The organism is Candidatus Omnitrophota bacterium, assembly GCA_028716565.1.
Lineage (GTDB): Bacteria > Omnitrophota > Gorgyraeia > Pluralincolimonadales > Pluralincolimonadaceae > Pluralincolimonas.
Genome location: JAQUPL010000001.1, coordinates 514,190 through 532,831 on the forward strand (window position 1 = coordinate 514,190; position 18,642 = coordinate 532,831).

An 18,642-nucleotide genomic window follows, 5' to 3' on the forward strand; every position below is an offset into this window, starting at 1 on the left:
TAAGTCAATGATACTACGGAAGTTAACTACTGTCAAGTCAAGTAATCTATGACCTGGGCAATGCCGGATTTAAGGTTCTTCCTGTGGATAATCATGTCCAAAAGTCCGTGCTCCAGGAGGAATTCAGAACGCTGGAAGCCGGGCGGCAGTTTCTGCCTGATCGTCTGCTCTATTACGCGCGGGCCGGTAAAGCCTATCAGCGCCTTGGGCTCCGCCATTATTATATCGCCCAGCGACGCGAAGCTCGCCATGACGCCCGCCATCGTGGGGTTGGTCAGGATAGAAATATACGGTACGCCTGCCTCATGAAGCTTCGCTATAGCGGCAGACGTTTTTGCCATCTGCATAAGGGAGAAGAGGCCTTCATACATCCGCGCGCCCCCGCCCGAACCGGAGACGATGACAAGGGGCAACCTCAGGTTTGTGGCCAGTTCGGTCGCCCTGGCTATCTTCTCTCCCACTACCGAACCCATCGAACCCATTATGAAACGTGAATCCGTGACGACAAATATTACCCTTTTGCCCTCTATCATGCCCCTGCCGCTGATGCAGGCCTCGGAAAGGCCGGTATCGGCCGCGTCCTGCTTCAATTTTTCCTCGTACGTCCTCGGCCCTTTGAACTGGAGCGGATCCATAGACCTTAAACCGGCGTCGCGTTCCTCGAAACTGCCGGCGTCCAGGAGCATCACTATCCTCTCCTGTGCGGTAAGGACGAAATGGTAGCTGCACCTGGGACATACCTTCATGTTCTCCTCAAGGGCCTTGTTGTAGATTATCTCGCCGCATTCCTCGCACTTGGTCCAGAGGCCTTCGGGTATATCCTTTTTCTTGGCGACTTTTACTATTGTGTATTTCGATCTTCCGAACATATTTTAGGTTATCTTGTTTATTACCAGACCCGAAGGGGGTTTGGGATAGAAATACGTGGTCTTGTGGGGCATCCTCTCCTGCCGCTTGACTATATTTTTTATCTCATCGAGCGCGGGAGGGCTTAGGAAGAACGCCGCCCTGCCTTTGCCCGGGGCCGCCCATTCCAACGCGGCCCTTGGGTCGCGCGTGAACGATATCCTTCTCTCGGCCTCTTTCCCCCTAATGCCCAACGCCTTATCAAAGACGAGACGGTGCAAAACCACGACGTCCAGGTTCTTCCAATAATCGGAGTTCGCGGATTTGATCAGGCCGCCTGCATCCCTGCGCTTAAGCGACAGGCAGAGATAATCCCTGCCGCCCAGGTAGACGCCTATGGTATGCTTCCTGTCCGCCTTCATCATGGCGAACATCTTCTCTTTGCCGTCCAGGTGTATTATATCAAAAAACTTTTTGATTTTATCGATATTTTTTCGGAACGAGCCTGCAGGGAGCCCCTCGACCATGCGGTGGGTCGGGAGGATCGTAAGCCCTGAGGGGTCTGAGGTCGCAAAATACATCATCACATAATCCAGGGCGGCAGGGCCGGCTGCCTTGCCGTGACTGCGCATGTAGTCCCTGTATTCGAGGGAGACTTCGTAGCGGTGGTGGCCGTCGGCTATAAGCGCGCGCTTGCTCTTCACCGACCTTTGCAGCTTTCTTATCGCCGCCGCCTCGGACATAAGCCAGATCCTGTTCCTCGTCCCCTCGAACCTGACATCGACCGCGGGCCTGTTCTTTTTTATGAAATCCCTCAGGATGTTCATCACCTTTTTATTCTCGTCGATCACTATGGAGAATATCGGGCTGAGGTTTGCGCCGGTCTCCTTCATGAGGTTTAGCCTGTCGAGTTTCGGGCCCCTGAAAGTCCGCTCATGCGGCAGGAATCCCTTCGTGCGGTCTTCTTCCAGCCTCGCCAGGGATATAAAACCAAGGCGGTGCCTTTTCCTGCCGCCATCCGCATATTCCTGGTCGTATATATAGACCGATTCCCTGGGGTCCCTGACGAGGATGCCTTTATCTATCCACTCCTCCAGAAAGTCCCCGGCTCTCGCGTATCTGTTATTTCTATTATTATCCTTCGGAAAGGTCTTGCCCAGGTCGAGCCTGATGAAGTTGTAAGGATGGTTTTTATAATACGACGCCTGTTGTTCCTTGTTTATGACGTCGTATGGCGGAGTAATGGCCTTGGAGAGAATGCCCACGGTTTTAGGATCGTACCTGTAGCCTCTGAAGGGTTTGATTATTGTCATTTTCTGGAGATTATATCACAAATCACCTGAAAAAACTCTTTAATTTTCTTATGAAAGAGGCGGATTTAGGGAAAGTGTTTTCCCCGGATGCGCGGCCGAATTCCTGGAGCATGCGCTTCTGGGAGTCGCTTGTTACGGTCGGAGTCTCGACGATGACGCGGACGTGCTCGTCGCCGCGTACGCCGGTATGGATGTCTTTTATGCCCTTATCCCTCAGCCTGAATATCTTGCCGCTCTGCGTGCCGGCCGGGACTTTCATCCGGACTTTGCCGTCTAGGGTCGGGACCTCGACCTCTGTCCCGAGCGCCGCATCAACCATGGATATCGGGACCTCGCAAAGGATGTCGCTGCCGTGGCGTTCGAAGATCTCGTGGGGCCTGACATAGATGAGGACATAGAGGTCGCCGCGCTGTCCGCCGCGCTGTCCTACTTCTCCTTCGCCGGCGACTCGCAGCCTCATTCCGTTCTCGATGCCGGCCGGGATCTTCACGGTTATCTTCCTGTCGACGACTATCCTGCCGGCGCCCCTGCATTTAGGACAGGGCTTTGTTATGATGGACCCTTCTCCGCCGCACTTATCGCATGCCCGCGAGAAGATCATGAACCCCTGGGACGATTGCACCTGCCCCGCGCCGCCGCATTTCGAACAAGTCGTCCTCGACGAACCGGGAGCCGTGCCCTCGCCCCTGCAGCCAGGGCACACTTCATGCCGCGGTATGACAAAATCTTTCGCCGCGCCGGTTGCGGCCTCGTTAAAACTTATCTCCATGTCGAACTGGAGGTCGGATCCGCGTCGCCTGCCGGCTGCGCGCCCGCGCCTGCCGCCGAAGATCCCCCCGCCGAATATCCCTCCGAGCAGGTCCTCGAGGTCGACGCCTCCCATACCCATGTCTTCAAACACGCTGGAAAAATCCGCGCCGCGGAAGATATCTTCGGAGGTGTAGCGCGAATCTATGCCGGAATGGCCGAACTGGTCGTACTGCGAGCGTTTCTGCGGGTCGGAGAGAACAGCATACGCTTCGGAGAGTTCCTTGAACTTCTCTTCCGCCACATGCTTGTCGGTCGGGTTCCTGTCCGGATGATATTTGAGCGCCAGCCTGCGGTAGGCGGTCTTTATCTCGTCGGCTGAGGCGCTCTTCTGTACGCCCAGTATTTCATAATAATCGCGTTTGTCTGCCATAATATAGATAAACTAGATCCCCTGAAATTTAAGTTTCGTTTGGCCTTATTTATTACTCGCAATAACCGTTACTCTACTGCGTCATAAACCGGCTCTGCGCGATACATTAAATTTCAGGGTAACCTGTGTATTTACTTTTTCCTTTTATCTTTATCCTCGTCCTCGGCGCGGAAATCGGCGTCGATGATGTCGTCCTTCTTGCCGCCCGGGCCGCCTTCTTCAGGGCCTGTCTCAGGGCCGCCTGTCGGGCCGCCCTGCGGCTCTTCCGGTCCGGCCTGCGGGCCTTCTTGGCCCCCGCTGGGGCCGCCTGGCTGTCCCTTCTGCTGGCTCGACTTGTATATTTCTTCCGCCAGTTTATATGATGCCTGCTGTAGGCTCTCCATCAATTTCTTGATGCGGTCGACGTTCTTGTCTTTAATCGCCTGCTTCAGGTCGTTAAGTCCGGTCTCGATGTTCGCCCTGTCCTGCTGGCTTACTTTATCGCCGTAATCCTTCAGTGATTTCTCGGTGGTGTAGACGAGGTTATCGGCCTGGTTGACGACCTCGACCTCTTCCTTCTTCTTTGTATCTTCGGAAGCAAACTTCTCGGCTTCCTTGACCATCCTGTCGATCTCTTCTTTCGAGAGCTTCTTCGGAGCCGTGATCTTTATCGACTGTTCTTTACCGGTGCCGACGTCTTTCGCGTTGACGTGCACGATGCCGTTAGCGTCGATATCGAACGTTACCTCGATCTTCGGCATGCCCCTTGGAGCGGGCGGTATGCCGACCAGGTCGAAACGCCCCAGCTCGACGTTATCATTAGCCATCGGACGCTCGCCCTGCAATACGCGGATCGTGACGGACGGCTGATTATCCTGCGCCGTGGAGAATGTCTGGCTCTGGCGCGTAGGTATGGTCGTGTTCCTTTCGATCAATTTCGTCATTACTGAACCTAAAGTCTCGATGCCCAGTGAAAGCGGCGTGACATCAAGCAGCTGTATGTCTTTTATCTCGCCCTTTAACGCGGCGGCCTGTATCGCGGCGCCCAAAGCGACGCACTCCATCGGGTCGACCCCGCGCTCTATCTTTTTTCCGACATAATCCTCGACAAACTTCTGGATTATCGGCATCCTCGTTGGTCCGCCGACAAGTATGACCCTGGAGATGTCGTTCATCGTAAGTTTAGCGTCTTTTACCGCGTTCTCCATCGGGGCGCGGCACCTGTCTACTATCGGTGAGATCAGGTCCTCGAGCTTCGCGCGGGTTATCGTGTGGGTGAAATGTTTCGGCCCTGACGCGTCGGCCGTGATGAACGGCAGGTTGATGTCGGTCTGCACGGTGCTCGAAAGCTCCACTTTGGCTTTTTCCGCAGCCTCGCGCAATCTCTGTATCGCCATCTTGTCGTTCTTTAAGTCGATGCCTGTCTCGCGTTTGAACGCACCTACGAGATAATCTATCAGTGCGTTATCCATGTCGGTCCCGCCCAACTGCGTGTCGCCGTTGGTGGACAAGACCTCGAAACCGCTCGCCTTCTGCTCCTTGTCATACCACATCTCCATGATGGTGACGTCGAGCGTGCCGCCGCCGAGGTCGAAGACCATTATTTTCATCTCTTTTTCGGCCTTGTCGATGCCGTATGCCAGGCATGCGGCCGTCGGCTCGTTTATTATGCGCAATACTTTCAGGCCCGCGATCTCTCCGGCGTCTTTCGTCGCCTGGCGCTGGTTATCGTTAAAATACGCGGGGCATGTGATCACCGCTTCGCTTACGCTGTCGCCCAGGTACGCCTCGGCATCCTGCTTTATTTTCTGCAGTATGAACGCGGATATCTGCTGCGGCGTATAATCCTTGCCGTAAACGCTGAATTTAAAGTCGGTACCCATCTTGCGCTTTGCGGCCTGTATCGTCCCTTCCGGGTTTATAGCGGCCTGACGGCGCGCCGGCTCGCCTACGAGCCTCTGCCCGTCCTTGGTGAATGCCACATAAGACGGGAATGCTTTTCCGCTCGCCACTCCCGCGCCTTCTGCCGACGGGATTATCGCCGGACGGTCGCCTTCCATCACCGCTGCGGCGGAGTTCGATGTACCTAAGTCTATTCCTATCGCCTTTGCCATTTTATATTTCCTCCTTATTCTCTTCTTGTTTTTGTTCTTCTTTCTCGTTCGAAACCTTGACCGCCGCCGGCCTCAATACCTTGCCGTTCAGTTCATATCCTTTTCTCATCACCTCGAGCACCGTGTTCGCCGGATGGGTAACATCTTCTACATGCTCTATCGCCTCGTGCTTCTCCGGGTCGAAAGGCTGGCCCACGGGGTCTATCGTCTTCAATCCGCTGTCCTTTAATATCTCCTCAAAATCGTGCCTGACCATCTCGATGCCCTGGAGCAGCACCTTCGCGTCATTGGTGTTCTTTGCCGAATCTATCGCGCGCTCGAAATCGTCCATCACCCTCAAGAGTTCCGTGATGAGCCCCTCGTTCGCGAACTTCAGGAAATCGAGTTTCTCCTTATCCTGCCTCTTTCTGCGGTTATCGTAATCCGCCTGCATCCGCAGCATCTTATCGAGGCACTCGTCGGCCTTCGACGCCTTTTCCTTCAGGGCGTTCAGTTCGCTTTCATGGATATGGACTTTCTTATCTTCCGCCAAATGAAGCTCCTTATTATTCGCTTAATCTCGCCAGAAGCCGGCTGAAGGAATTACTGACGTATTCGACCGCGGGGACAGCCCTTGAATAATCCATGCGGGTAGGCCCTATCACGCCGATGCTTCCTATGTTCTGGTTCCCGACCTTGTAATTTGAGATCACGATACTGCAATCCCTGATATCCTCGAAAAGATTTTCCGCGCCTATGTGGATGCTCGCCCTCTCCTCGTTGAGGCCTTGCTCCATTATGCCCAGGATCTCCTCTTCCCCTTCGAGGGCCTTGAGCAACCCCATCACCTTTTCGGCTTCCCTGAATTCGGGCTGCTCGATTATGTGATGCGCGCCTTCAAGCAGGAACCTCTCCTCGCTCTCGTCAAGTATACGGGACATGTTCAGCAGTTCGGACGCTTCCTTGAAGAGATACTGGAACGGGTCGCTCTCGCCGAGGACTTTCCTTAACATATGGCTGCCGATCTCGTTCAATTGCAGGCCGTCCAATTCTTCGTTGAGGAACCTGGACACTTTGGAAAGTTCCGATTCTTCGATGGCTTCATGCACTTCAAATATGGAATGTTTCACCAGCCCCTGGGCGGTAAACAAAAGCGCGTATATCTTTGTCTTTGTGGCCGGGATAAGCTCGATCCTCTTGAATGTCCTCCTCTTGGCGCACGGGAAACTTACCAGTGAGGCCTGGCCGGTAAGCTGCGATATGATCTTGGCGGACCTCTTTATCAGGTCCTCAAGTTCATCCGCCTCCTGGCTCAATACGCCTTCGACGAATTCCTTTTCATTAGAAGTCAATTGCTTCGGCTCCATTATAGAGTCGACATAATACCTGTATCCCCTGTCGGTGGGCATCCTGCCGGCAGAAGTATGCGGATGCGTGATGTATCCGGCCTCCTCGAGTTCGGCCATGATATTTCTTATCGTAGCCGGGCTGAGGCGCTCCCTGAACTTCCTGGAAACGGCTAAAGAACCGACCGGTATAGCGGTGGAAACGTACGAATCCACCACTATCTCCAGAATTTTGTTTCTCCTTGAAATTGCGTCACTTACGACCATATCGAACTCCTAATTAGCACTCTTTTGGGATGAGTGCTAACTAAAGTTTATCACAATAACCTTTTTTGTCAAGTAAATTTTTTAGGCGGGCAGGCATGTCGGCTTCAAGATAGACATAGTCTCCCTTGAATTCCCTCTTTATTATGCTCGCTTCCCTGTAGACCTGGTTCAGCAGCTTGGCTTCGGACTGAGGGATCGCGGCCTTGACATATATAAGCGAGGCGAAAAGGATCATCGATATCCTTTGGACCAATTCCCCGAGGTTCTCTTTGCGGAGGGCCGAGACCGGGATGGCATTCTCGAAATCTTTCCTGAGCCGTTCCACGAGGCTTTTATCCGGGACCTTGTCTACCTTGTTAAGGACTGTCACGACGGGTTTATCATGTATGCCCAGCTCTTCCATGACCTCATAAACCGCCTGGCTCAGTTCGCTGGCTATCGGGCTGGATGCGTCAAGGACATGGATGAGCACATCGGCCTCCACCACCTCCTCGAGCGTCGCCTTGAACGCCTCTATGAGATGGTGCGGCAGGTCATGCAGGAACCCGACCGTATCGACAAATACGACTTTCTGGTTGTTCGGTAATATGAACCTGCGCGCCGTAGGGTCGAGAGTCGAGAAGAGCCTGTCCTGCGCTATGACGTCGGAATCGGTAAGCGCGTTTAGCAATGTCGATTTGCCCGCATTAGTATAGCCGATCAGCGAGACTATCGAGAGGTCGCTCTCGTGCCGTTTGCGCCTCAACCCCTCCCTGCGCGCGTGGATCTTCCCAAGCTCGTCCTTAAGCTTTACGATCCGCTCCCTTATCTTGCGGCGGTCCATCTCTAGTTTCTGTTCTCCGGGACCCCTCGTCCCGATACCGCCGCCGAGGCGAGAAAGCATTATCCCTTTGCCTTTAAGGCGCGGGAGGAGGTATTGCAGTTGGGCCAGTTCTACCTGCACCTTTCCTTCGATAGAATGCGCCCTGTGCGCGAATATGTCGAGGATAAGCTGGGTCCTGTCGATGACCTTTATGTTCATTATATCTTCGAGGTTCTGCTGCTGGGTCGAGGAGAGGTCGTCACCGAATATGACGACGTCCGCGCCTTTATCCTTGCAGATGAGGCCGATCTCCCCGGCCTTTCCCTTGCCTATATACTGGCCGGCCATCGGGGCTTCTTTGAAACACTCGACAAGGTCGACGACTTGGAGGCCCGCGGACCTGACGAGCTCCCTGAGCTCGAAATTGACGTCGTCAAGCTTCCAGGTGTTTTTGTATTTCCTGTCGAAAAATTCGACCGTGACTAAGAGAGCCTTTTCCATATCTCCCGCGCCGTCTCCCCTGTATCAAAATTATCGTCAAGCGTTATCCACTCTATCCTCTTGTCGCGCCTGAACCACGTGAGCTGGCGTTTCGCGAAATGCCGCGTGTCCCTCTTCACTAATCTTTTCGCCTCTTCCAGGCCGTATTCCCCGTCGAGATATCCTAAAACTTCCTTATATCCTAGCGCCTGCGAGGCGGTAAGGCTCAACTTCCCTTCGAGCAGGCTTCTCGTCTCGTTCACCAGGCCTTCGGCGAACATAAGTTCTACGCGTTCGTCTATCTTCCTATATAAGGCCGCGCGTTCCATATCAAGGCCGAAGATCCTCACTTCATATTTATCGCCTAATCCTGCAGTATTTTTCCTTAACTGCGATATCGGGGCCTTTGCCTTCTCGTAGACCTCGAGCGCCCTTATTATCCTGCGCAGGTCGTTCGCGTGTATCTTTCCGGCGCCCTCTTTATCGGCTTCCTGCAGCCGGCGGTACAAAACCTCTATCCCGAATTCCCCGGCCTCCTGCTCCAGCCGCTCTCTCAATTCCCTGTCTGTCTGGGGCGCCTCGAATATGCCGTCTATGAGCACCTTGACGTATAGTCCGCTGCCGCCGACCAATAGCGGCGTCTTGCGCCTTGCTGTTATTTCTTCGATAGCTTTTACGGCTAGGGCGCGGAACCTGGCGACGGAAAATTCCTCCGACGGCTCGACGATATCTATCAGGTGATGGGGTATCGAATTGAGGAGGCATTTCGCGGGCTTTGAGGTGCCGACGTTCATTCCCTTGTAGACCTGCATCGAATCGCAGGATACTATCTCGCATTCGATGAGCTTAGCGAGTTCAAAGGATATTCCGGTCTTGCCTATAGCGGTCGGGCCTACCAGGAATATCAGCCTATCAGCCATATGTTACGGGAGGACCTTTGTCGGGAGCCCTTCGGCGCGAAGTTTTTTCGCGAGTTCTTCCGCTTCTTCCCTCGAGTTCAGTTTTCCGACCCTCACTTTATTGGATTCCTCATCCTGCAATTTTACTATCGAGGCATCGTAACCCTTCTTGACAAGTTCGTCGCAGAGCTTGAGCGCGTTCGCCTTCTTGTTGAACGAGCCGACCTGGACGGTAAAATACAGGGTCTCTTCGCGCAGGGCCTGCGCGGACATCTGCGCCTCAAAGCTGGACGGGAAATCCGACCTCACTTTCTGGTAATGGTTCCTTGCGTCCTTCCATCTGCCTTCTTTCTGTTCGCATTTGGCGATCCTGAAATAGGCAGTGGCCGCTCCCTGCGACCTGGGATACCTGGCGATGTATTTTTCGTATCCGGCCATGGCGCCCTTGTAATCTCCGCCAAGGTAATAACTGTCGGCTATACCCAGCTGCGCGAGCGGGGCCAAGCCGCTCTTAGGGAACATCTCTATCAGCGAATTGAAATTCTTCCTGGCGAGGTCGTACCGGCCCAATTTGTTCAGGCTCGTGCCTATCATGTAGAAGACCTTGTCTTTCTCCTTGGACATCTCAAGGGCCTTTATGCCTTCGCGCACGGTATTCTCGTAGTCGCCGCTCACGAAATATCCTTCTATGGCCGCTGTTGTTTCTGCCTTGGCGGAGTTAGAAAATATCCCCCCTGCCAGGACCATGAATAACATAGCGCCGCCGACCAGCGTATGCCCAAAAACGGAGCTGACCTTTACCGTCTTTAACCTGCCTATCAGTTCGGACGTCCCGACCAGGGCGACTTTTATGTTCTGCCTGTTCTTTCCTGTCACTTTATGTTTTTCCTTTCTGCACACTTTTTCAACGAGGACTTCTGTTTGCCCGCCTATGAACTCATTATCCTTCAGGCCTGATATCTTATCCCGCAGCTTCAGCAGGTCCTGGTTGCGCTCTTCCTTGACTTTTTTCGGCACGTCATCCTCGAGCCCGCCCGCCTTTGCCGGCGGCCGCGGGGAATACTTGAATATGAACGCGGAATTGAACGCTATATCCTCCAAGAGTTTTTTTGTCATAATGAAATCTTCGTCCGATTCCCCGGGATATCCCACTATGACATCGGTGGTTATCGCGCAATCCGGGACATACCTGCGGAGCATCTCGACTTTCTTCAGGTAATCGGCGGCAGTATAGCCCCTGTTCATCGACTTTAAGATTTTATCAGAACCGGACTGCAAAGGCAAATGGAGATGCTCGCATACTTTCGGGAGGTCGCGCATCGCCTTAAATAGGTCCTCTCCTGCATCTTTAGGATGACTCGTGAGAAAGCGAATCCTCTCAATGCCATTGATGTCGTTAATGCGCTCCAATAATCTAATAAAATCAAAATCCGGCGGGTCCTGCCTGCCGAGCACCTCGTCCCCGCTGCTTCGTGCGGCGGGGCCAAGGGCTCCGTCGGCAGCCACCCGCTGAAACTTTGACCTATATGAGTTTACATTTTGACCAAGCAGCGTAACTTCCTTATATCCTTTGTCAGCCAGCGATTTTATTTCCTCAATAATACTTTCCGCCGGCCTTCCCACCTCCCTGCCCCTCACATACGGCACGATGCAGTACGAACAGAAATTATTACAGCCCTCCATAATAGTCACGAGGGCGGATATGCCTTTCGTATGGTACGCGATATTAGCGACATACGGTCGGGCCTCCTTATCGGTCGCGATGATGGCCTCCCTGCGGTTCACGAGAATGCTTTCGACCGTCGCGGGGATATCGTAAATATTAGCCGGCCCGGCTATAAAATCGACTATAGGCAGCGTTTCCATGATCTTCCTGCCCCGCGCCTTTGCCATGCAACCTACTACGCCGATCACCATCCCGGGCCTCTTCTTCTTCAAGGCCTTAAGTTCGCCGATATTGCTTATCGCGCGGTCCTCGGCGTGCTTGCGAACGCTGCAGGTATTAAATATCGCGACATCCGTCTTTTCGGGCGAATCCTCAAGCGCCCAGCCCTTCTCCATGAATATGCCCGCTATCTCTTCCGAATCCCGTAAGTTCATCTGGCAGCCGAACGTCTTTATGTACAACCTGGGCTTGGTTTTCGATGATTCTTCGGATTTCATACGGTTATAATAATTTTCCCCTCCGCCGCTCATTAACGGACCGGCTTCGTCGCTATGACCGTCCCGAACGCCCTCTGGCGCGGGACTCTCTTTATGCTAACCGGGCCAAAACCGGCCTTCCTGCAAAGCCCTGCCCATTGTTCAAGGCCCACGCAGTATTCGCCGTCGTTCAATATGTGCTTCTTTCCGTTATCGTACATCTGGGCAAATGCCTTCACGCCTACGTCTTCCAGGGCCGGGACCCATTCCTGCACCAGGACGTCGACGATCCGCTTCAGCCTCTTAACATCGCTATGGCTGCCGGTCGTATCCATATCGACCTCGCCGACCATCAAGCGGCCGCCCGGCTTAAGGACCTTGAAAATCTTTTTCAGAGCCGGCAGCTTATCCTTAACATGGTGAAGCACGACGGAAGAGACGGCCAGGTCGAAAGCCCCCTCATCGAAACCCAATGACTCCGCGCCCATCTCCTTCAGGCGTACCCTGCCGCCCAATCCCAGTTTATTGATCTTATCCTCGAAAATTGTCATCATCTCTTTTGACAGGTCGATGCCGGTCACGTCGCAATCCGCCTTCTGCAGGAACTTCAGGCTCAATAGCCCTGTCCCGCAGCCGATATCCAGTATCCTGTCCCCGTCCCTGACCGAAGAATTTTTCACCATCAGACCAAGCAGTTCGCGGTGAAAACTGATCTTGCCGAGCGTATTGTCGTATTCGTTGGACCAACGGTTAAACCAGTCCTTTGTAGTTTTATTTGTGCTTTTTATTCCGCGTCTCTTACCCATCTCCTTATTGCCTCCGTTATTATCAGCCTAACTTATGGTGAGGAAAACTATGCCGAGCACGACCAAAAACGTGCCCAGGAGCTTCATCTTGTCTATTTTTTCATTCAGGAATATGTGCGCAGAGAAGAGGATCAGGATATATTGCACGCTTCCGAGCGGATATACCAGGCTCAGGTCGCCCTCGGCAAGCGCCATCAGCCATACGACAATGCTTGCGGCCATAACGGCCAACCCGGCCCATATCGACGGCTTCGCGAAAACATCGCCTAAAAAGCGGATGTGGCCATCGACCTTCTTGAGGTCATGCGCTTCCACCGTATTGGTGGTCTTTTTAAAAAGGAGGTGGCCGACCGCCGCGAGGATCTCCGACAATAATACCAGCAATATTATCTTGATCATGGCTGCAGGCCTTTCTCCGCCGGTTTCTTGCTCTGCGAAACAAAATATACCCCCAGCACTATACAGGCGATGCCGATCCATCTTATCAGGTCCACATGCTCATGCAAAAAGAATATCGCCGCTAACGGCACGAGGATATACGAGGAGCTTCCAACCGGCATCGCTATGCTCAAGTCGACCTTGTATAAGATTACGATCCAGATAAAAAAATTCAGCACATAAATAAGGATCCCGGCCCACACCAATAATGAGGAGTCGTTCAAGCCTTTCTTCATCACCAACTGGGCTATGGTATCTACGACATCGTTCGATATGATCAGCAGGAATATCTTCAGGTTCAGGTGGCTCTTCATGACGGCCTCTTCTCCTTCGCCTTCCTCAGGTCCGGGTCAAAGTTCTCAAATTTCAGGAATTGGCACATCAGGTTGAAGAATGGCCTCAGCATCCTGTTCCGGAACTTAATATAAAGATAAACGTGCCTGAAATCGAAATCGAGCCTTCTCTTCGGCTCATAGCCGGTAGCGCCTATCTCGTATTTCTTTACGCCGTGGCTTATGCACCAATCCAGAGAATCCCGGAACGCTATGAAATAAAGGTAGTATTCGTGCGCGACCGAGTAGTCAAAACCTACATAATAATCGATCATTATTTCTTTCGAGACCAGGCAGAACTGGAACGCGACAAGTTTCCCTTTTATCCTCCACAGGAAAAATTTCACGCGGCCCGGCATGTTCACGGATACGTTCCTGAAGAAATCAATGGTCAGCAGCTCGAATCCCATATCGTGTTTCGCGACCATATCGAGATAAAGCCTGTAGATATCCCGCAATACTCCCTCTTCGAGCTTCTCCGCGATCTCCAGTTCGACCGGGGCGAGGTTACCTGCTTTCCTGAATTTCCTCTTCAGGTCATAGCGGGTAGCCCCGCTTAAGCTCTTCATGTATTCCTCGAAATCCTTGAAACGGACATCGAGCTCGGCAAACGGAAGGCTGTCAAACCTTGAAAATCCGCGTTCCCGGAGCGGATCCAGCTCGTTCGAATAACTCTTATCGAAATCCTTAAACGCCAGTATCGCGGCGCCGTTCTTCGCCGCTATCTCTTCCATGGCCCCGAGGATCGCGTCCATGACCGCATCCGTATCCCCGGTTATTCCCATCCTCCCCAGCCCGATCGGCATTCCACAAATAAGGGTCTTGATACTCAATATACCCGGCATGCGTTTTTTTACGGAATTTATCATACGCTTAAGCGGCCCCACGATGCTGGTATCCAGCGGGTATCTCATTAAAAAACAGGTAGCGGCCCCCACAGGAGCCTCGCCGTCATAGACCATCAGATAATAAAAGGTGAACTGCTCGAGGCCGGATCCGTCCAGGGTCCTGTAAAAATCATAGCTTTCAAGGACATCCGGGAAGACCTTATTCCAATCCCCGGCGGGTATCTCGGATATCTTTCTTACGATATTAGTTTTTAACGGCGGCCCATCGCGGTGTTTTGAAGCCGTCAAATTCATCTCTTCCGCCTGTTAAACCATTTTACGATCTCGCCGGATATGTCCGCCATCACAAGGAGGACGACGACGGCCATCAGCCGTATCTTGCCGGCATCGACCGGTTCCCCCTCCACCATGAATTTTCCTTTCAGGTAGAACGCTATGACAACGATCGCGATCCACAGCACCGGCTTGTATTCCTGGCTGCGGAAAAAACGCTCGGAACTGAAACCCCATTTCTCCCCTTCCCTGTACGGGAAGACCGTCGGGAACAGCGCAGGGACCTTCTTTTTGTATGCGGCGTATTCCTTGAACTTCCTTCCCAGCATCCCTTCTTCCTCTTTTATCGTTCCCGAATATACGATCGCCATGACGGCCAGAAGCGCCGTCCCTATGTAATAAACCCTCAAAAAGATGATAAAACCGACTATAAGAAGCATCGTTCCCAGGTAGAGAGGATGGCGCACGAAGGCGTACGGGCCGGAAGTCGTGAGCTTCTCCGATTTTATCGCGTATCCGTTCGCCCATAACCGGATAAGTTCCCCGGCGGCTATGAACCAGATGCCGTATTTCAGCGACCTGTCGTCGCAATTCGCGAAGACGGCGACAAATACCGCGAACGGGTATAGAACGGCGAAACGTAATTTAAACCACCTCTTGAGCCTTTCCCTGATGTCCATATAGTCCTTTCTCCAAATGAAATGATTATATCACGTATGAAGAAGCAGTTCGAGGATCCTGATATTCGTTTCCTGGTTGACCGAATTTATCTCTGAGGGGCTTTTCCCCTTCGCGCTGTGATCCCGGGGATGGTCCATGCGGCTGATGATCGTCTTGGTCCTGCCCTTGGCCTCCGGGGCCGAATAATCGCCCGTTATATCGACTCCCGCGATATCGCAGTTCTCTTTTATCAGTCTCAATAAGGCCAGCAATCCGGGTAATTCGAGCATCCCCGGCTCCCAGTTGGTCAGCGAATAGGCCGGCTTAAGGCAATCTTTATCGATACTGACGTATACCTTCTTTACCTTCAACCCCTGTAATACCTTCAGGAAGAGGCCGCTTGGATCTTCCCGCTTGAGCTCATGCCAGCAGATCGTGCTTATCGGAAATCCCCTCATCACCTCTATAGAGCTGTTGTCGGGCACGCGCCTGAAGAAGACCCTCGTGGGCCCGTGCTCATAAGGATAGATGCGCAACCTGTCGCCTCCCAACGACCCCAGGTTCGCCGTGCAGATCGACGGGCCGGATATGTCATTCGATGAGACGCCCATCAAGACCACGTTCTCTATCGTCTTTCTCCTGAGGATATCGGTTACCCATGAGCCGCATCCCAGCCGGGGAGGCATAATGTCCCAATCCGGGTGGTGGTCGAATACGATGACGCTCAGGGGTTCTTCAAATTGCCCGATAAGGAGGCTGGAGACATGGTGGAAGTCCCCTGATCCGAGGAAGGTTATGCTGTCTTTTTCGGCGGGTTTGAGCGCGGACCGTATTTTTTGCGCGGCCCGCCTGCCCGCCCAAAGACGGCACTCGGGACCGATCTTTTTCAGGTCTATGACAGAAGGGTTGAAAGTATCGAGGAGTCGTCTTTGCCCTGTTACGCTATCGTCAAAATTAAGAATCCGTACCGGCAATGCCTTTCTTTAGCGCCTCCTCGAATAGGTCAACGGCCAAGTCGATCTCGCTCTCCTTGATATAGAAAGAAGGCGCGATCGTAAAAACGTTCTTGTAATAACCGCCCACATCGAGGATAAGCCCCCTCTTCTTAGAGCCGGTCTTCAGGTTCCCGCTAAGGCCGATGTTCATTATAGCGTCGGTGAGCTGCCTGTCCGGCGTAAATCCGTCCTTATGGCAGATCTCGACCCTTAACGCGAGCCCAAGGCCGGATACGTCGCCTATCTGCGGATATTTTTTCATCAAATTTTTAAGGCGGGATACAAAGTACTCGCCTTTCTTTGGGACGGAAACGGCGAAGTTCTCCTCGTCTATTATCTTGAGCGTTTCCAGGGCAACTGCCGTCCCGAGCGAATTAGAGGAAAAAGTCGAGTGCGTCATCCCGGCGGGGAAGACGGCCGGAGAGATCAGCTCTTCTTTGGCCCATATGCCCGAAAGCGGGTTCAGGCCGTTAGTCAGCGCCTTCCCGAATACCACTATATCCGGCGTCACGTTGAAGTGCTCGAGCGCCCAGAATTTGCCGGTCCTGAAGAAGCCCATCTGGACCTCGTCATCGACCAGCAATATCTTATACCTGTCGAGTATCTCCTTCAGTCCGGAAAAATAATCCGTCGGCGGGATTATGTAGCCGCCGGTCCCCTGGACCGCCTCAATATAGAACGCGGCGAATTCGCACTTATTAGTCTTGTTGTTGACGACCGAATAATATTCGGATTCGAAGAGCCGCTCGAACTGTTTCAGGCAGTAGAGGTCGCAATAATCGCGCTTCTTGTCGTATGGGCACCTGAAACAATAGGGATAGGGTATGAAACAGGCCCTGTCCGAGAAGTGGCCGTATTTCTCCCTGTACCGGTAACTCGAGGTAATGGATGAGGCGGCCAGCGTACGGCCGTGATAGCCTCCCATAAAGGCGAAGACGAGCGATTTGCCGCCGGAAGAGTTCCTGACCACTTTAAGCGAATCCTCTATGGCCGCGGAACCGCCGACGTTGAAATGGACCCTTCCTTTAGTCTCGTAGGTCCGCTCCATCCTCTGCGCCAGTTTAGCCGCCACTAGTATCTTTTCTTCGTGTAAATACTGGCAGGCGAGCTGGGGCAGTTTATCGAGCTGTTTCTTGAGGGCCGCGTTCAGCCGCTTGTTCTTGTAACCGAAGTTGGCGGCCGAATACCACATCTGGAGGTCGAGATACTCGGTCCCCTGCTTGTCATACAGGTAGATGCCCTCGGAACGGTCGAAGATATTCAACCTGTCCGAATAATGGACAGTATCTCCCCATGAACAATACCTGGCCTCTAAGTCCAGGAGTTTATTTTCTCTTGAGCGCGAAGAGCTCTTGCCCAGCTTCTGTTTCGACAACATTACCCGCCTCCTGGAACCAGCTATAAACATCTCTTAAGTTCTTGAACGGTATGAATTCTTTTTTGGTTTTCGTGAAATGCTCCTGAAGGCTCCCTTTTGCGAAAACGATATCGGAATGTTCGGCCGGGCAGATATCGGAAAGGCCGTCCCCGATATATATATTGGTCCTTCCGCGCCCGCGCAATTTAAAGATGTGCGTCTTCTTGCAGTTCGCGCAATGGGAGCAGGATTTGTCGGTATGCGGGAAAGTCGGGATTAGTTTATTTTTCGAGAAACGCAGCCTGTTTGAATACAGTTTTATGCCGCGCACGCCGTTCTTGCTCAGGATGCGCTCTATGAAGAAAGAAAAGCTGTCGCTTAATATCGCCGTCTCTGCGCCCTTGCGTTTCAGGTACCCGAACAACTCCTGGAAATTATCATCGAGCCGGACCTTATCGAGATAACGGGACAGCTTTGGTTTCGTCGCCCTGACCGAGCGCATCTGCCACTTAAGGCATTCCCTTGAGCCGATCTCCCCTTTCTGCCACGCGTTCTCAAAGACCACCCAATCCCTGTTGATCGAGAATTTCTCTATGATATCATCCAGCACGTCGAAAGCGGTCATGGTATTATCGAAATCGAAATAGACGTTGCATTTGGAAAAATCGAGCGGCATCTTTACCATTATTTCGCGTCTCCGTTGTGTATTTTTTCGAAAAACTCCTCCACCCTGGCTGTCACGGTCTTGCGCTCCTGGTCAGCCGTTATGCAATGGTAGGAATCATACAGCATCACTATCTCTTTTGTCTTCGAACCGACCCCGTCATAAATGAACTGGGAATTTTTTACGCTCGATATATCATCGTCTTTGGCCTGTATCAACTGGACCGGTACGGTTATATCCTTAAGCCTTGCGGTTACATGCCTGACGAGCGCTTTAAGCTGGCAGAGCAGAACGACAGGGAAATAGGGATAACCGTATTCCGCTATCTTGCTGGTATCGCTGATCACCGCGGTTGAATAGTAGTTATGCAGGCGTTTCTGCATCTCTTTGTTCTTCACCCCGTACGGCGGGTCCTCCTTATGATAGAAGAAATTCCTCAATGGGGTATGGGTAGCCAGGGGGAAAAAGAAATTATACCACGGCGTGTTCCAGCCGTCATAGAAGAGCGTCGGGGAAAGGCACGATACGCCTTTTATCTTTTCGGGAAATTCATCGGCTAGCACAAGCGCCAGCAAAGCTCCCATAGACAACCCTGAGACCGCTATGAACTCATGGTCATCCTTGACCTTCATATAGGCTTCCTTGACCGACTGGTAGAAATCTTCCCATGTCATATCTTTCAAGACATCGAGCGGCGCGCCATGGTTCTTCAGGCGCGGGCATACGACGGTATATCCCTTCCTGTTCAGGGATATCCCCAGGCTCTTCATCTCATTCGGGGTGCCGGTCAAGCCGTGGATAAGGATAACCGCGCGGCCGTTCTGCCCCTTTAAAAATATCCCATCGCCCAAATCGCGGAACTCGGCCTTACCGGCCCGTCCCTGGTCGAGCGAAAATATCAACGCCATAAAATTAATGCGCC

The 18,642-nt window shown here is 52.7% G+C and carries 18 protein-coding genes; all 18 read right to left on the reverse strand.

All coding sequences use genetic code 11. The annotated features are described in order from the left end of the window. Positions 1-32 precede the first annotated feature (32 nt). Positions 33-869, reverse strand: a complete 837-nt coding sequence (gene accD, locus PHO67_02630; protein MDD5546045.1) for an acetyl-CoA carboxylase, carboxyltransferase subunit beta — start codon at positions 867-869, stop codon at positions 33-35. Positions 870-872: 3 nt separating this feature from the next. Continuing rightward, positions 873-2,159 (reverse strand): DUF1015 domain-containing protein, encoded by a 1,287-nt coding sequence (locus tag PHO67_02635; protein ID MDD5546046.1) that lies wholly within the window; start codon positions 2,157-2,159, stop codon positions 873-875. A 22-nt stretch (positions 2,160-2,181) separates the two neighbouring features. Beyond that, positions 2,182-3,342 (reverse strand): molecular chaperone DnaJ, encoded by a 1,161-nt coding sequence (dnaJ, locus tag PHO67_02640; protein ID MDD5546047.1) that lies wholly within the window; start codon positions 3,340-3,342, stop codon positions 2,182-2,184. Between the two features lie 128 nt (positions 3,343-3,470). After that, a complete protein-coding gene (gene dnaK, locus PHO67_02645) occupies positions 3,471-5,432 on the reverse strand; it encodes a molecular chaperone DnaK (protein MDD5546048.1) in 1,962 nt (653 codons plus the stop codon). Position 5,433: 1 nt separating this feature from the next. After that, positions 5,434-5,964 carry a nucleotide exchange factor GrpE gene (grpE, locus tag PHO67_02650; GenBank protein ID MDD5546049.1) on the reverse strand — a complete coding sequence of 177 codons (531 nt, stop codon included), beginning with the start codon at positions 5,962-5,964 and terminating at the stop codon, positions 5,434-5,436. A 13-nt stretch (positions 5,965-5,977) separates the two neighbouring features. Then, positions 5,978-7,024, reverse strand: a complete 1,047-nt coding sequence (hrcA, locus tag PHO67_02655) for a heat-inducible transcriptional repressor HrcA (protein MDD5546050.1) — start codon at positions 7,022-7,024, stop codon at positions 5,978-5,980. Between the two features lie 40 nt (positions 7,025-7,064). After that, positions 7,065-8,327, reverse strand: a complete 1,263-nt coding sequence (gene hflX, locus PHO67_02660) for a GTPase HflX (protein MDD5546051.1) — start codon at positions 8,325-8,327, stop codon at positions 7,065-7,067. Then, a complete protein-coding gene (gene miaA, locus PHO67_02665) occupies positions 8,309-9,226 on the reverse strand; it encodes a tRNA (adenosine(37)-N6)-dimethylallyltransferase MiaA (GenBank protein MDD5546052.1) in 918 nt (305 codons plus the stop codon). Before miaA ends, hflX begins: the two co-directional genes overlap by 19 nt. A gap of 3 nt (positions 9,227-9,229) precedes the next feature. Further along, positions 9,230-11,368, reverse strand: a complete 2,139-nt coding sequence (locus PHO67_02670; GenBank protein ID MDD5546053.1) for a MiaB/RimO family radical SAM methylthiotransferase — start codon at positions 11,366-11,368, stop codon at positions 9,230-9,232. 32 nt (positions 11,369-11,400) lie between these two features. Beyond that, positions 11,401-12,153 carry a class I SAM-dependent methyltransferase gene (locus PHO67_02675; GenBank protein ID MDD5546054.1) on the reverse strand — a complete coding sequence of 251 codons (753 nt, stop codon included), beginning with the start codon at positions 12,151-12,153 and terminating at the stop codon, positions 11,401-11,403. Positions 12,154-12,180: 27 nt separating this feature from the next. Then, positions 12,181-12,552 carry an EamA family transporter gene (locus PHO67_02680; GenBank protein ID MDD5546055.1) on the reverse strand — a complete coding sequence of 124 codons (372 nt, stop codon included), beginning with the start codon at positions 12,550-12,552 and terminating at the stop codon, positions 12,181-12,183. Then, entirely contained in the window at positions 12,549-12,905 is a 357-nt protein-coding gene (locus PHO67_02685; protein MDD5546056.1) for an EamA family transporter, read from the reverse strand. Before PHO67_02685 ends, PHO67_02680 begins: the two co-directional genes overlap by 4 nt. Then, complete coding sequence (locus tag PHO67_02690; protein ID MDD5546057.1) at positions 12,902-14,065, reverse strand: GNAT family N-acetyltransferase; 1,164 nt, start codon at positions 14,063-14,065, stop codon at positions 12,902-12,904. Before PHO67_02690 ends, PHO67_02685 begins: the two co-directional genes overlap by 4 nt. After that, a complete protein-coding gene (locus PHO67_02695) occupies positions 14,062-14,724 on the reverse strand; it encodes an isoprenylcysteine carboxylmethyltransferase family protein (protein ID MDD5546058.1) in 663 nt (220 codons plus the stop codon). The genes PHO67_02690 and PHO67_02695 overlap by 4 nt, the downstream gene beginning before the upstream one ends. 30 nt (positions 14,725-14,754) lie before the next feature. Continuing rightward, positions 14,755-15,678: a hypothetical protein gene (locus tag PHO67_02700; GenBank protein ID MDD5546059.1), complete on the reverse strand. Its 924-nt coding sequence runs from the start codon at positions 15,676-15,678 to the stop codon at positions 14,755-14,757. Continuing rightward, positions 15,659-17,077, reverse strand: a complete 1,419-nt coding sequence (locus tag PHO67_02705) for an aminotransferase class III-fold pyridoxal phosphate-dependent enzyme (GenBank protein ID MDD5546060.1) — start codon at positions 17,075-17,077, stop codon at positions 15,659-15,661. Before PHO67_02705 ends, PHO67_02700 begins: the two co-directional genes overlap by 20 nt. Beyond that, entirely contained in the window at positions 17,025-17,741 is a 717-nt protein-coding gene (locus PHO67_02710) for an MtnX-like HAD-IB family phosphatase (protein ID MDD5546061.1), read from the reverse strand. The genes PHO67_02705 and PHO67_02710 overlap by 53 nt, the downstream gene beginning before the upstream one ends. Further along, complete coding sequence (locus PHO67_02715) at positions 17,741-18,628, reverse strand: alpha/beta fold hydrolase (protein ID MDD5546062.1); 888 nt, start codon at positions 18,626-18,628, stop codon at positions 17,741-17,743. The genes PHO67_02710 and PHO67_02715 overlap by 1 nt, the downstream gene beginning before the upstream one ends. Positions 18,629-18,642 lie beyond the last annotated feature (14 nt).